The sequence below is a fragment of the Parabacteroides sp. APC149_11_2_Y6 genome (assembly GCF_054506995.1).
This window is the reverse complement of sequence record NZ_CP173709.1, coordinates 3,029,292-3,043,367: the sequence shown is the minus strand read 5'-3', so window position 1 is coordinate 3,043,367 and position 14,076 is coordinate 3,029,292. Positions and strand designations below refer to the sequence as shown.

Below are 14,076 nucleotides of genomic sequence, written 5' to 3'. Positions count from 1 at the left end.
TATCTTGCTCGTCATGGAGATAGCATTCCACAGTCCGAATATATGTTCGGTAATCGGTACTGACCAACAGATATTCTCCATGAAGGAATACTTCAGCTAGTTTCCCTAACTCATATGTAAGGCTCTCTAAAGAAGAAATCTGTTTAACTTGAAAATTTTGTAGTGTATCATGCAATTCCATAAGTGCACAAATTACTTTTCCGGTAGTAAATGTATATTGGCAAGGTAAGGAGAGTAGCCTACTAGTATAACAATGCATTTCGAATAATAAATTATCACATCCCTGCTTCTCTGTATATTTTTGCAATGTAAGCTTACAGAGAGAATGAATGACAGGCGGGTTCCGAAAAGTCTTGGAGAGAGTAGGAAAATAAAAAATGAAATTATGGATTATTTAGTAAAAAATGGTATTTTTAAAGTATCATCATATAATGTTTTAACAAAAAATCTTCCAGACAGAGCTGGCTCAAAAAAATATTCTTGTTCCATCGTAGTAGAGTTTTGTCCGAATAGTACAATTCAAGACCGATTGAAGCAAGAGGATAGGATTTGTTTAGTTCAGGCTGTTTGCGATGAAGTTGAATTACAGACGTTGAAAGAGCGTGTTATTAATGCACCTGTATTAGATCGTACAATGAATAGGGATAATAATAAAACCGCAGGCTTTGCTAATCGTTTGGTAAATGGATGGGCTATTGACCAACAAATATACGATGGATCAGGAAAATTATGTAATTTAGACCCAAGGTATGTTGAGCAAAGATTAGCTGGTTCCCCTTATCGTGATCATGCGGATTTTGAGAAGAAAGGTTCGCTTGGATATGTTCAGAATTATGTACATGGAATGAATGGATTGGATTCAGCAATTCTTTCGGATGAGCCTGATGCTCTTTATTCCTGGGGAGGAAAAATAATTCCTATTGGTTCTCAGAAATTTGAAGTTGTAGCAATGCTAGATAAATCAGATGGAACAAAAGAATATATTGGTTCTTTATGTTGGGGTTGGAAAATAGAAAAAGGGAACTTCAATCAAAGTGGTGAGTATGAACCAGCCTTATCACTGATAGAAATTGTTGTAAGCGAAAAGCCTACTTCTTTTTTTATTGACGCTGCAAAAGGATGGAATAATATGCCGATTTTGAATAACGTTGATGAACTATTGTGTATGCTTCCTTGTGAGGATGAAAATTGAGAAACATCATATTGTTAATACTGGTTCTCTTTTTTAAATGAGATAACTATATTCTTTCTAGCTAAAGCCAATAACAACCGTTCCACAAGTTCTTTCTTGTTCTCAACGGTCATCTTGTTTCTGCCTTTGGCAATGACTTCAGCAGCCAAATCGCTTTTACGCCCGGCAATGTATTTCTGTCGCTTTCCGTTGATGATGGCTTCGATACGGAAATCATGCCGGGTGTTTTCGATGATGTTGATTTCTGATACCAGAAAGCTGTCCTCTGTTTCGTAGGGTTCGACAATGGTGGGCAGGTAGTGCCTCATGGTTTCCCCCATGACCGTAGGTACAAGTTCAGAAAGATGTTGTTCGATACGGTCTTTCCAATAGTCGTCTATCTGATGATTAGTGGCATAATCATAGAAATGACTAATGGCAAGGCTTACTTCATCTACTATCTTTTTCGCATTCTTGATACCGTTCATTTTGGCAAATTGCAGCAAATCAACTTCCGTGATTCCGTCATTCTTTCCGGCAAGACTCAAAGAATGTACGTTTTCGTATGCTGCACCATCTAAATTAATGGTGAATGTCATGTCGTATGCTGGGGTGATGTGCCATGTGCCGTTTCTTTCCATCAGGAAAGAGAAATTCTTGATGTGGTCATCCACGTTGCCGCCCATGACATTGAATACCATCCGGCGGTACAGTTCGGACTGTTCGCTGGCCGGGATGCTCAGCTTTCGGCAGACTTCAAACAAATCCTCATAGCTTGTTGCGTCCGGATTCATGGCTGCAAGTGTCTGTGTATGTATCTTCTCTCCGTTTATCCTGTCGTAACGCTCCGTCAGGAAGTGATGTTTCCCCTCTATTTGAATGAGTCGGGAAGGCATCATCGTAATCCCGGCTTCTTTCGCCATCTCATAATATACCATTTCCATTTGCGTGAACGGAAAATCGTCCCCTTCTGCAAACTTCAATATGTAGTAGGTATAGCCCTCCGGCAAAGGGACTTGGCCGGAACGTATATCATGTGTCGTTTCATCGATGGAGATGATGGCTTTCGGGTGCTGCCCTCCGGCTGATGTACCTATCTCATAGATACTTTGCAGTTGCAGTGCTTCATCATCTTGCACGGATATTTCCTCCCGTTCCTCAAAGATACGGCGTGCCAGTTGATATAGACTGTCTATCTGAAGAGTGGAAGAGGATTCCAAGCCGGGAGTGGCCGGAATGAACTCAAAGGCGCCCATTCCTCTTTTTCCGATGAAAGATAGTTTATCTACAGGTGTGAGTCTGCGTTTGGGGATATGGTTTTGTGCCGCCCATTGGTCGAAGACCATGTTACCCCACCGGTCAGGCAATGAATCTGCCAAGAACGGTGGAAGACCTTGATAAATCTTCTCACTGTATCCGAGTATAGGCATACCCTTTGCTGCCGCTCCTTTAACAGAAGCAGTAAGTGGAGCGATATCCAAACATTTTTTGATAAAGTCCGGGTGATAGTTGAAAATAGCCTTTTTGCTTTTTTCGTCCCAATAGAGTTTTCCAACTTCTTCTCCCCATAACATAACACTGATAATATTATTTTCCATGTCTTATCCTTTTCGGCTTTTTATTGATTAGTTGCTCCATTGTGTATGCGGAAATCGGTATTTCCGGCAAAAGGTCATCAATTTGTTCCAAACACTCCACTACTCGCAGAAGCGCTAGAAAGTTGCCCATATTGATGTTATAGGCTTTCCCGTTCTCAAACTGGCGTAAAGTAATAAGACTAACACCAGCTTTTTCGGCAGCCTCTTTCTGAGTGAGGTCATAGGTCAACCTATATTCTTTAAATCGCCTGCCCAATTCCGCTATGATTTCAGGATTTGCCATAGCCTGAGTGATGTGATTTGTTGTCATACAGCAAAGGTAAATATATTTACTGTTAAATCAAAATATAAGATATAAGAGTTAGTATATTGACTGTTTATATGTGTAAAATGTAGTAGCAAAAAAATTTCAATACAGAGAGCTTTAGCTTATATCGTCAAGTGAGCTGGTAGATATTTTCTGAGACATTAGTTTCTGCCAATGGATGAGCCTTATCACCGGCATAGGCAAGCGTTATCATAACGAAAGAGATATAACCACCCTGGTTCATGCCACCCTCATAATGACCGGTATTCAATACCCTTATACCTTCTTCTGAAATATAGCCTTCTTCAAATCCAGCAAAAGTGTCCTGAATAAAGAATGCAACGGCAAGATACCTGCCTCTATGATTCTTTGCTTATTAGTGTGTCATTTTCACTGACCGGAACAAGTTTAAAACTTCCGCTCTTCTGGGACTTTAAAACAATGTCCTCGCCATTGTTTGCCATATCCAAAAATTTAGTTTGGTTGGATCTGAAATCTCTTGTACTGATTATTAACATAACATTCTGTTTTTATAGGTTCTGCTACAAATATAGTCATTTTATTAGTGGTAACCAAATTGGACGCATTTGTTCATAAAATGGTTATCTGATTATTAATTTCAGAAAATATCAAATTGACAGAGATACCGCACTGGATCAATTAAAAAGTGAGCTGCCGGCATTGACAAAATGATACCCGTTAGCTGGTGCATGACCGCGGATCTGTGCCGTTCCCGGATTAACAAACTGGCAATATGATATATTGAGGATCAGCTCCCTAAAACCTTATCCGATATATTGTCTATTCTATTTTTTGAAATGGAAGATGATTATTTTTGACAGTTCGTTCTATTTTCTTATAATCAAACATTGTATTTTATTCATATATCTTTCCCATATATAGGATTCTCGCAAACAACGAATAATCAACCTTTCCCCAATCAATATCATTAAACTCTGATGACGAAAAATCCTCTATCCACGATTGTATGGCGTTAAGAAACTCGTCTATTGTCCGATTTTCCCATTCTTCAGAATTTGTCAGAGAACTGCTATTCAGTTCGTCCAAGAACGCTAAAAAAGCCTTTTTGTCCGATATCTCTTCAATACGTTTAGAAATACTTTCCATAATCTTATAAACTATATTTCTTTTTTTACTTTTCCTTGCCACTCTTCCAGAATGGCTGTAAAATCATTTATCATCAGCTTGAAGTCATAATTAACTTTCTTGCATAATCGCTTTGCACACTGATTGACAGCATGGAGAAAGTATTCACTCAGCACTTGTTTCTGCCTTAGATGTGGCAGTTCGCTGAATTCTTTCTCCAACATAATCCCGATGCGTGTCATTCCGGTATCCGCTCTGAACGGGACATACGTAAAGCGATTTCGGAGATAATAGCCGTTATCCTCTATTTCTTTCTCCGAGAGATTATTAACATAACATTCTGTTTTTATAGGTTCTGCTACAAATATAGTCATTTTATTAGTGGTAACTAAATTGGACGCATTTGTTCATAAAATGGTTATCTGAATATTAATTTCAGAAAATATCAAATTGACAGAGATATCGTACCGGATCAACTAAAAAATGAGCTGCTGGCATTGACAAAATGATACCCGTTAGCTGGTGCATGACAGCGGATCTGTGCCGTTCCCGGACTAACAAACTGGCAATATGCTATATTGAGTATCAGAAAAGGAAATTATTTGTACCCATTTTGCTCTGCGAGTGGTACAGGTGTTCAATTAAAAAAGGTCTTTTTTAAAGCTGAACCATACTCATTTTGGTTACTATTTCCTTGAATTTATCCTGAATAGCTGCTTTTTGTTTTTCAGAAGCAAAAGCAAGCCCTTCTTTGTATTTACGCATCAATGAGGGATTCACCCCTACTGCCTGTGAAGATGGAGCGGCTTTGTATATAACAATTTCGTATATCTTATGAAAAACAATGCCTGTATGGGATTTTATTAAGAGTAATACTTTTAAAAGCAATAGCGTTCTTTTATATATTATTTTTGAAAATCAATAGGTTTGATATTGAAAAACATGATTTGTAATCAAAAGAAAAACTTAGTTCTATCAGAACTAATCTCCTACTTGTTAATTCATGTTGCAAAGATATATAATACTTTTAAAATACAAACAATTTAATAGTTTTATTTACCATATATTTTGTGTTTGATATTTTGTATTAACCACTATTATGATATATATAAAAGGTTTATTTATACTGTAATATCAAATGTTTAATTCTATTTGCACGCTTATATATATTGATAATCAATAATAATAGACTTGTTTTATAAAAGTTCTGATAAAACTAAGTCGTTTTGATAACTTGTATTAACTAAAGGGAATTTATAAATATTGTAGTAACAAACTAAAGGGAGTAAGGGGTATTAAATAGCAAAATCTATACTGTATATGTAGCTCTTATGCTACATGTAAAAGCTGTGTTATACCCTGATTGAAGAAGTGTTATTCATGTACCTGTACAATGAATAATGAAAAATGATATTGTATTATGTATACTTTATATTCATTAATCAACAAACTAAATTATTTTAAATCATGAGAAAATTAATTACTTTAATGTTGCTTATGATGGTAATCGTCGTAGGCTGTAAAAAAGATGACCCTGTCATCTCAGAGTACATCGTAACGTTCAATACCCTGGGAGGCAGTACCATTGATGCCTTGAAAGTAGTGGAAGGACAAAAAGTAACGAAACCTCAAGACCCGACAAAAGAAAATTACATTTTCTCCGGTTGGTACAAAGAAGCCGGATGTACAACGGTCTGGGATTTTGACAAGGAAACGGTAATGAGTAATGTAACGCTGTATGCGAAATGGGTTGAAGCGGCTCAGGCTTGTGTCGTAACCTTTGACGCACAGGGAGGAAGCGAGGTGGCCCCCTTGACCGTCAATAAGGGCGAAAAGCTGGTAAAACCGACTGACCCGACTAAGGAAGATTGTAACTTCTTAGGTTGGTATAAAGATGCTGCTTATACAAGCGCATGGGAATTCGGTACGGATGTGGTAAATGACAACATCACCTTGTATGCCCGTTGGTCCAATCCGGGTGAAGCTGTATATACCGTGACATTTGATACGGATGGAGGTAATACAATAGACCCTGCTTCTGTCAAAGCCAATGAGAAACTGATCATGCCGGCTAATCCTCAAAAATTAGGCTTTAAGTTTAGGGGTTGGTATTCCGATCCGGAAAAAGTTACAGTATATGATTTTAATACTCCGGTCATCGGTGATATAACCCTTTATGCCAAATGGATGAAGTCTGAAATCGCTTTAGTGAACTTCAATGCATCGGCATTGGCAGGAACCGGTATTACATGGGATGCTGCTACTAAAATATTGGACATCACAGATGCAACAGGTTCTGGAACTCTATATTTTGATGCAGAAGGAATAAACACCGTAGAGCCCAAAGTAATTGCACTTTATGACAAACAGGCAAAATCAATTGGTGGCGAAGGAAAATTGAACGATATATTGGTTGTAGGTGCTCCGGTAGACAATAGGATTATAATGGAGGTAAATGTGCCGGTACAAAGTGTAAAGGTACCGTTGGATATACGTGTAACAATCAGTGACGTCAGTAATCCGGAAGATACAGAAACAATCACAATTCAGAGCCGTCCTGATTATGCAGGTACAGGATTTCAGCCTATTATGATGGCAACAGTTACAGGAGAAAAAGTCTTTTGGGCTCCTGTCAATGTTGGTGCGACAGAGATACCTACATCTGTAGCTGAAAATGGTGATCTCACAAAATCTTGTGGTAATACATTTCAGTGGGGACGTAAGGCTGCTTTCACAACTACAAATGAACAAAGTGTACTAGATAGAGAAAACTATAAAGAGAGTGTCATTCCTACAGGTGAAGATTATTTAAGTGGCATTAGTCAATGGGATGGTAGATTTATAATGTCAAGAGATTCAGGTATAAATACTCAAGGTAACTGGTTATTGTTTGAGCAAGGGAAAGACAATCCATCAGCTGAAAATATGGTGTATTTAGATATTTGGTATCAGAAATTATGGAATAGTGGAACAGAAGATGAGCCTGTTAAAACTGTATCTGACCCTTGCCCTGAAGGTTGGCGTGTTCCTACAAAGTCGGAATGGGAAGCTATTGGTATCGGGAATACTTCTGTTGTTAAGGAATTCAATAACGGCATATTGTCTATCTCCGGTGTAGAAAGCGGACAGAATTTAGTTTTACCTGCTGCTGGTGCTCGTCGAGGCTATAGTGGTGCTGCTTACTATTTCGGTAGATTTGGCTATTACTGGACATCTTCGGTTCCATTAAATAAGATATATGCATATCATGTTCAGTTCGAGGATGAAAATGCAATAGTGGATCATTATCACCGTGCTTACGGAAGGCAAGTTCGTTGTATCCAAGAATAAAAAGAGCATGTTAAAATGAACAAAACAGAATTTGTCAAACGCCTTTCAGCCCGTTTGTCTTTGCCTCCAAAAGCGATAGTATCCTTACTTGATGCGTTTAACGATGAACTGTCAAAAGTCTTAAATGAAGACAATCATCTTGTATTGAAAGATTTTGGAACTTATTACTTGTGGGAGCAGACCGAACGTATAGGGCGTAATCCGAAAAGCGGGGTTTCCTGCGTTATTCCTTTCCGAAGAAGCGTAAAGTTTAAACCGGGTAAGGGACTTTTGAAGGAATTGAATAAAGGCGAGGGGAAATAATCAACCTTGCCCCCTAATAAAAAAATGCGCTTAAAATATAAAAACCTTAGTATTTCAAGTTAGAAATACAATAATAGATAATTGATATCTTAACCAAAACATTAATGAAATTATTTCTCAAATGATAAGGAAGCACTTAAGCTGTGAAGTTTGGGTGCTTTCGCTGTAAGCGCAGCATGAGCGTATGCTTTAGGGGACAATGAAAAGAGTATATTAATTAGAAAGTATTGATTTTATCTTTTAAAATAAGCAAAATGATAAAGCTAATTAAAGCATTGAACCTTATTTGCCTTGTGCTGCTATCCGTATCGTGCACAAATGACGAAGGTAAAGAACAAAAAGCAAGTATCTCGGTGGAGCAGGCACAAATAGTCCTTTCAGGTGAGGAAAACACTTGCAGCATTGGCGTTACGGCTTCCGGATCATGGACCGCACAAACGGATGCCTCATGGTGCAAAGTCGCCAAGGCAGGAAATGCAGTACTCATAACAGTTAAAAAAAACAACGAGGGATTGTCGCGCTCCGCTACCGTTACACTCGAATGCTTTACGGCGAAGAAGGTAATTACGGTAAAGCAAAATGCGTCCACATCCAAAGTGTCATTCTCTAAAAACGAAATAATTGTAGGTGCGACGGTTTTAGAAACTTCGGTGGACTTATCTTCCGATACGGAGTGGAAAATAACAGTTCCCGAAGCCGACGACTGGATAAGTGTAGCACCTGCAAGTGGTAAGGGCGACGGTACAATCATCATAACCATGACCCGAAACGAAATGGCGGAGTTGCGGGAGAGCAAACTTATGCTCTCTTACACAGACAATACTTCTGGAGAAGCGAAGCAACTACCACTTACGGTAAAGCAAAATGCGTCCATATCCAAAGTATCATTTTCCAAAAACGAAATAATCGTGGATGCGACGGTTTTAGAAACTTCGGTAGATTTATCTTCCAACACGGAGTGGAAAATAACAGTTCCTGAAGCCGACGACTGGATAAGCGTAGCACCTGCAAGTGGCGAGGGCAACGGCACAATCGTCATAACCATGACTCGAAACGAAATGGCGGAGTTGCGGGAGAGCAAACTTATGCTCTCTTACACAGATAATGCTTCTGGAGAAGTGAAGCAACTACCGCTTATGGTAAAGCAAAAAGCAATAAGAGCTCAGATATCATTGTCGCAATCGATCATAAATATCCCTCGGCAGCAGGGCGAGTATATCGTAACACTGACCGCAGAGGGAAAATGGTTGGCAAAAGTTACCGGAGGCGAGTCGTGGTTAAGTGTAACCCCGTTGCAAGGTGTTTCTGGCAAGTACACGATAACGCTGAAAGTAAAGGAGAATCCCGAACTTGACATCCGCAATGCAATGGTACATTTCTCCGGTCAGGAGAATAAATTCGCGACGCTTCGCATAACGCAGAACAGCATGCCGTATAAAACCATTCGTATGATGTCGTACAATGTAAAAAGGTGTAAAGGAATGGACGGCAAAGTCGATTATAAGCGCACCGCAAATGTCATTAACCAATATCAGCCGGACTTCGTTGCTATTCAAGAAGTCGAGTACAAGAACCGGGAATATCAATACGTTGATCAACTCGGCACTCTGGCATCTCTTACCAATATGGTACCTACATTCTGTGCGACAGTCAGTGATTTAATAAGAAAATATGGTATTGGCATACTTTCGCGCCAAAAGCCGCTGTCAGTTACAAAAATTAAGTTGTCAGACGCGAAAGATGACCAATATAAAGAAGACCGGTATATGGTGGTAGCCGAATTCGACGACTGCATATTCTGCAGCACTCATTTTTCAGTCGGAGAGAGCGCCCGTCTCTCTTCTGCAGGCCTGATTATAGATTTTATCAAAAACCTTAAAACCAAAAAACCTGTGTTCATAGGAGGGGACTTCAACGCTAAGCCGAATGAAAACTCGATCACAAAGCTCAAGCAGAGTTTTGAAATGCTCAATGACGAAAATGGCTATACGTTCCCAGCCAATGCACCGAACAGAACAATCGATTATCTGTTCATGTACAAGAACGAGGGAGCCGGCAAAAAAAACAGCAGCAAAGTAATTGACGAACCGGTAGCTTCGGACCACCGACCAGTATATGCCGATGTGAAGTTTGCCAAGTAATACTCGTGCGACATTATATTCCCAATTCCTTTTTTAGCCACACTTTCATTACAGGATCGGGAATGACAACTCGACGTTTTTCGATTTCTATAAGTTCTTTTTTGATCAACGCTCGTTTTACTATGCTAACATTGGCCGATGAACCAAGCTGATATTTATGTATAACCTCTTGTGTGGCAAATTCACTAATTAAATGCTTCTTGCTACCAAATAAGCAATAAGATACTGATTTTTGTAGTTGCCATACGGTACGCAATTGTTTTTGGAATGTTTTTGAATATCCTTTTTTATAGAGTAAATAAATCAGTGAATTGTTCGTATTTAAAATGTTTTATATTTTTGTGGCATAAATAAGAGATTGGTTTGGATAGAACTGAGTTGTTTAAGTAAAGTAATATATTTTGTTTATTAGTATTTAATCGTTAATGTATTGTGTGATTATTTTTGATTATCAGTTTATATTAAACAGATGAGTTTATTTATATTTTTATGAAAAACAAAATTACTAATTTGAAGTGGATTGCTGTTTTATTGTTAGCATTCCACATTTCCAGTACTTCAGCACAATGGAAAGTCGGCGTACAAGCCGGTTACACGCACAACAGTTTATCTACGGCATCCGGATATGCTTATGACCGGAATTATGATGCCCTTGGTGGTTTTACGGTAGGAGTACCTGTACAATACGAGTTTGTTGATTGGTTTGCATTGCAGGCAGATTTGTCTTATACGCAAAAGAATTACTCATCCTACCGGAGTGGCCGATATGAAGAAGTGCAAAGTGATACAAGAAACGGATTTATGCAACTTCCGGTTTATGCACGTTTTTCCTTTGGCGGGGAGAAGCTAAGAGGTTTTATAAATGCCGGTGCATATGTAGGGTACTGGGTGTCGAGTAAAACGAAAGGGGCCCAACGCCAATACTTTTACCTTATAGACCAGAAAGCTGTGGCTCCTTATCATTTTGATGAAAAAGTGCCGTTTGATTCCCGTCGTGACAACCGTTTCGATGGCGGTTTAATGGCAGGTGTAGGTTTGCAGTATCAATTGACCCCTCGTGTACAACTTCTGGCGGAAGGACGGTATTACCGCGGGCTGACTGACTTGCAAAAGAATTATATGTTGAAGCAGATACACCGTTACAATGACACATTTACATTGCAAGTCGGTTGTATGTTCACATTGGGGGACTGGAACAAAAAGAAATAACTTTAGGCTGATTATTTATCATTAATCTATAAAAACAAATGAAACATTATAATATATTCCTGGCACTGTTTGTAAGTGTCTTATTGTTTTCCTGCAGGGAAGAGAATCCTGCGGTATTTAATCCTCAAGATGAAAATGTATTTAAATCTTGGGATGATGTATTCGAATCTTATTGGAACGGAATGAATTATAGCTATGCCTTTTGGGAAGTTGATCCGACAGACTGGGATGCTGTTTACAGGGAATATAAGCCCCGTTTTCAAGAACTTGAATTCAACAGCAGTGAAGATTCGGCAACTGTAAAAGTACTGTTTGAAGAAATAACAGCCAATCTCATCGATCATCATTATGCTTTGATTTTATATAAGGATGAAAAGAGGCCGTGGTGTATGTGCCATCCTGCAAGTCAGGAAATTAAAAAAAGAGATTATTATCATGACGAGTTTTCAGAATCGAATTTGATCAATACCATTGTGGAAAATAGAAAGAAAGGGCGTATAAAAGATCTTAAGTCTACTTTTATTAGTGGCACCGGCAATGACATGAATATGTATTCTTATTGTATAGATAACTGTATTGCATATTTACGGTTAAACAGTTTTGCTATTTCTTCTAATTGGGGAAATCCGGATTTATTAGGTACACTTCAAAATTTTTTCCGTTTAATTGAAAACACTCCTGACTTAAAAGGGGTAGTGATTGATACCAGAAACAATGGAGGTGGAACTTTAAGCGATATGTATTTTATATTGTCCCCTTTGATTACAGAAGAAGTAACATTCGGATATACATGTACCAAAAACGGAATGGGGCGATTGGATTATACGCCCTGGTCACCTTTGGTTCTTTACCCTGTTAGCAAGGCTGGCGGCGATTTGGAGGGAATGGATGAAGTTTTTCCTCCTATAAAGAGAAATTTGGAAAATATTCCTATCATTGCGCTTGCAGACCTTCACTCACTTAGTATGGGGGAACTGACGCCTATGGCAATCTGCGCTTTGCCGAATGGGTGCTTTATCGGAGAACGTACCCAGGGAGGCCATGGGCCAATAAGTAATAATTTAAATGATAGTTATGCCGGAGCTTTTGAGAATGAAGCGTTTAGGGTATATACTTCTACATCGTTGACCAAGAACCTGGATGGTAACATTTATGAAGGTATTGGCTTAACTCCGGATATTGAGGCTTTGTATAATGAAACCGAATTTCTAAAAGGAAATGACACGCAATTAGAACGGGCCATTCAATATATTCATACAGGAAAATAATCATTCTTCGATAGATTTTACAAATAAAGCCTGCTTACTTTGACGGTAAACGGGCTTTGTTATTTTTCTGACCTGCCGAATATTATCTCATTACTCTTTTTCCTTAGAAAGAGAGCATTTTGCGTCTGTAACCGGTGGTTGTTTTGTATTGCTGCTTCAACTCTTCAGATAAGAAAGAATGGTCTATCAATTCTTGTACCAATGGCTTTTCCTTGATGAACTCTTCAATTTCCCGCTTTATCAGTTTGTCTGTCAGTCCGATGCGCCTTCCAAATTCTTCGAAATCCTTTCGGCTGACTTGGTGTGTGTCACTTAAATTCATACCTTCTTTAAACAGCCCTTTTTCGAGGGCGAATATCCTGGGGTCTGTCAGGTGTAATGACGTATTTATCAGGTCATACGCAGGAGAGAGACGATACTCGTTTTTTCGATTGATCAACGAAAAATTTTTCAGATGTGCGTCATCATTCAAGGAAATGAAGTTAAATACGATTAGCCTGAAGAAATGAAGTAAGTCGATACGCGCGGCTTTTACGTGGTTTCGTATCACTTCGGCACATTCTTCATAGCTGCCGTTGCAATATTTGTAATCGTTTCCGCCATTAGCTTTCGTGTATCCCATTAGTGCGGCGAAATCTTCTTGTTGATATTTTCCACCATCATATACATCAAAGCGTCGTGTCAGGTAGGCTGCTTCATCATTATTAAAAAAGCAAAGTCCGTTAGTGGCGGTTTCTATCCCATACGCTTGTGCTGCTATTTGCATGGTCAGGTGTTCATTGGCGGCACAATAGTCCCGGTTCAGTATGTGGTAACTGCTGGGGGATGGCTTTAATATATATGTTCCCTGTTCGTCTGTTTGTGTGTAACGGAGGTATGATTCTTGTTTATCAATGACTACCGAGTATTTAGGTTGTGCGCCAGACATTGAGATGCGTTTAGCATTCCGCATGGCTTCTTTAGCTTCTTTGCTATTTGTAGACGGACTGGGCACTCTTAGGTAGTGAGATACAGTTTTACCGTCGAACAACACTTTTCGGGCAGCAGGTGAATAAGTGTCAAATCCATCTGCCAGTGTCGAAGGACAAACTTTCAAAGTTATCATAGTTGAATGGGTTTAATGGTTACAGCTCCTATGGTGTCGTGTTGGGCAGTGGCAAGCAGTATGCCGAAATCGTCTTCAGCATCAATGTGCAACAGTTGTGATTGTAATTTCCGGTTCTCTCCTTCCGAAAGCATGTTAAAGAAAAAAGGAAATAGGGTTGGCGAGCGGTAAGGCTCTTTTCGTAAAGGCAAAGTTAAACTGATAGGTGGATATTTCTCTTCCTCTAAATAAGAAGGAGCATAGGTGAATGTATATTCTCCGTTGTTTTCTTCTGTCAGTGTTCCGGATTTGATGCCATGTAAGTATACTTCACATTGTCTCATGATTCAATTCCTTTAGTTTGATGTTTATTTGCAGGCCAAGCGTGTCAAGTATGGCTAATAGCGTTTCCAATTTCGGATTGCCCTCTCCACGTTCGATGGCTACCAGCGTGTTAATGCCCACTCCGGCCAGTTCGGAGAGTTCCAGTTGATTGACTTTTAAACTCTTCCTGCGTTCTTTGATAAGTTGTCCTATTTCTTTCGTATTCACAGTATA

15 protein-coding genes and 1 pseudogene are annotated in these 14,076 nt (G+C 39.1%); 6 read left to right on the top strand and 10 right to left on the bottom strand.

Annotated features, from left to right (window positions below; translation table 11 throughout):
- Positions 1 to 385 precede the first annotated feature (385 nt).
- On the top strand, positions 386 to 1,192 hold the full coding sequence (locus tag ACGE0T_RS12610; RefSeq protein ID WP_459186988.1) for a hypothetical protein: 807 nt from the start codon (positions 386 to 388) through the stop codon (positions 1,190 to 1,192).
- Between the two features lie 14 nt (positions 1,193 to 1,206).
- On the opposite strand, the gene ACGE0T_RS12605 is transcribed toward ACGE0T_RS12610, so the two are convergent.
- The 6 genes from ACGE0T_RS12605 to ACGE0T_RS12580 all read right to left on the bottom strand — a co-directional run bounded on the left by ACGE0T_RS12605 (position 1,207) and on the right by ACGE0T_RS12580 (position 5,071).
- On the bottom strand, positions 1,207 to 2,769 hold the full coding sequence (locus tag ACGE0T_RS12605) for a type II toxin-antitoxin system HipA family toxin (RefSeq protein ID WP_459186987.1): 1,563 nt from the start codon (positions 2,767 to 2,769) through the stop codon (positions 1,207 to 1,209).
- Positions 2,759 to 3,079, bottom strand: a complete 321-nt coding sequence (locus ACGE0T_RS12600; RefSeq protein ID WP_459186986.1) for a helix-turn-helix transcriptional regulator — start codon at positions 3,077 to 3,079, stop codon at positions 2,759 to 2,761. The genes ACGE0T_RS12605 and ACGE0T_RS12600 overlap by 11 nt, the downstream gene beginning before the upstream one ends.
- Before the next feature lie 127 nt (positions 3,080 to 3,206).
- Positions 3,207 to 3,347, bottom strand: coding sequence for a hypothetical protein (locus ACGE0T_RS12595; protein WP_459186985.1), 141 nt, complete (start codon positions 3,345 to 3,347; stop codon positions 3,207 to 3,209).
- A 605-nt stretch (positions 3,348 to 3,952) separates the two neighbouring features.
- The gene (locus ACGE0T_RS12590) at positions 3,953 to 4,204 is read right to left on the bottom strand and encodes a DUF7660 family protein (protein WP_459186984.1); all 252 of its coding nucleotides are present in this window, start codon (positions 4,202 to 4,204) and stop codon (positions 3,953 to 3,955) included.
- Positions 4,205 to 4,215: 11 nt separating this feature from the next.
- Complete coding sequence (locus tag ACGE0T_RS12585) at positions 4,216 to 4,557, bottom strand: hypothetical protein (protein ID WP_459186983.1); 342 nt, start codon at positions 4,555 to 4,557, stop codon at positions 4,216 to 4,218.
- 283 nt (positions 4,558 to 4,840) lie between these two features.
- Complete coding sequence (locus tag ACGE0T_RS12580) at positions 4,841 to 5,071, bottom strand: hypothetical protein (protein ID WP_459186982.1); 231 nt, start codon at positions 5,069 to 5,071, stop codon at positions 4,841 to 4,843.
- Between the two features lie 579 nt (positions 5,072 to 5,650).
- On the opposite strand from ACGE0T_RS12580, the gene ACGE0T_RS12575 reads away from it, so the two are divergent.
- From ACGE0T_RS12575 to ACGE0T_RS12565, 3 genes are all read left to right on the top strand, one after another.
- On the top strand, positions 5,651 to 7,513 hold the full coding sequence (locus ACGE0T_RS12575; protein ID WP_459186981.1) for an InlB B-repeat-containing protein: 1,863 nt from the start codon (positions 5,651 to 5,653) through the stop codon (positions 7,511 to 7,513).
- Between the two features lie 15 nt (positions 7,514 to 7,528).
- Positions 7,529 to 7,816 carry an HU family DNA-binding protein gene (locus ACGE0T_RS12570; RefSeq protein ID WP_459186980.1) on the top strand — a complete coding sequence of 96 codons (288 nt, stop codon included), beginning with the start codon at positions 7,529 to 7,531 and terminating at the stop codon, positions 7,814 to 7,816.
- Positions 7,817 to 8,070: 254 nt separating this feature from the next.
- Positions 8,071 to 9,957, top strand: a complete 1,887-nt coding sequence (locus ACGE0T_RS12565) for a BACON domain-containing protein (RefSeq protein WP_459186979.1) — start codon at positions 8,071 to 8,073, stop codon at positions 9,955 to 9,957.
- A gap of 13 nt (positions 9,958 to 9,970) precedes the next feature.
- On the opposite strand, the pseudogene ACGE0T_RS12560 reads toward ACGE0T_RS12565, so the two are convergent.
- Positions 9,971 to 10,234, bottom strand: a pseudogene (locus ACGE0T_RS12560) (hypothetical protein); the annotation flags it as partial.
- 212 nt (positions 10,235 to 10,446) lie between these two features.
- Between ACGE0T_RS12560 and ACGE0T_RS12555 the strand changes: the two are divergent.
- Positions 10,447 to 11,166, top strand: a complete 720-nt coding sequence (locus ACGE0T_RS12555; protein WP_459186978.1) for a porin family protein — start codon at positions 10,447 to 10,449, stop codon at positions 11,164 to 11,166.
- 38 nt (positions 11,167 to 11,204) lie between these two features.
- Complete coding sequence (locus ACGE0T_RS12550; RefSeq protein WP_459186977.1) at positions 11,205 to 12,434, top strand: S41 family peptidase; 1,230 nt, start codon at positions 11,205 to 11,207, stop codon at positions 12,432 to 12,434.
- 103 nt (positions 12,435 to 12,537) lie between these two features.
- On the opposite strand, the gene ACGE0T_RS12545 is transcribed toward ACGE0T_RS12550, so the two are convergent.
- The 3 genes from ACGE0T_RS12545 to ACGE0T_RS12535 are packed head-to-tail and all read right to left on the bottom strand — an operon-like array spanning position 12,538 to position 14,070.
- Positions 12,538 to 13,539, bottom strand: coding sequence for a HipA domain-containing protein (locus ACGE0T_RS12545; protein ID WP_459186976.1), 1,002 nt, complete (start codon positions 13,537 to 13,539; stop codon positions 12,538 to 12,540).
- Entirely contained in the window at positions 13,536 to 13,862 is a 327-nt protein-coding gene (locus ACGE0T_RS12540; protein WP_459186975.1) for a HipA N-terminal domain-containing protein, read from the bottom strand. The genes ACGE0T_RS12545 and ACGE0T_RS12540 overlap by 4 nt, the downstream gene beginning before the upstream one ends.
- Complete coding sequence (locus ACGE0T_RS12535; RefSeq protein ID WP_459186974.1) at positions 13,849 to 14,070, bottom strand: helix-turn-helix domain-containing protein; 222 nt, start codon at positions 14,068 to 14,070, stop codon at positions 13,849 to 13,851. The genes ACGE0T_RS12540 and ACGE0T_RS12535 overlap by 14 nt, the downstream gene beginning before the upstream one ends.
- Positions 14,071 to 14,076: the final 6 nt, after the last annotated feature.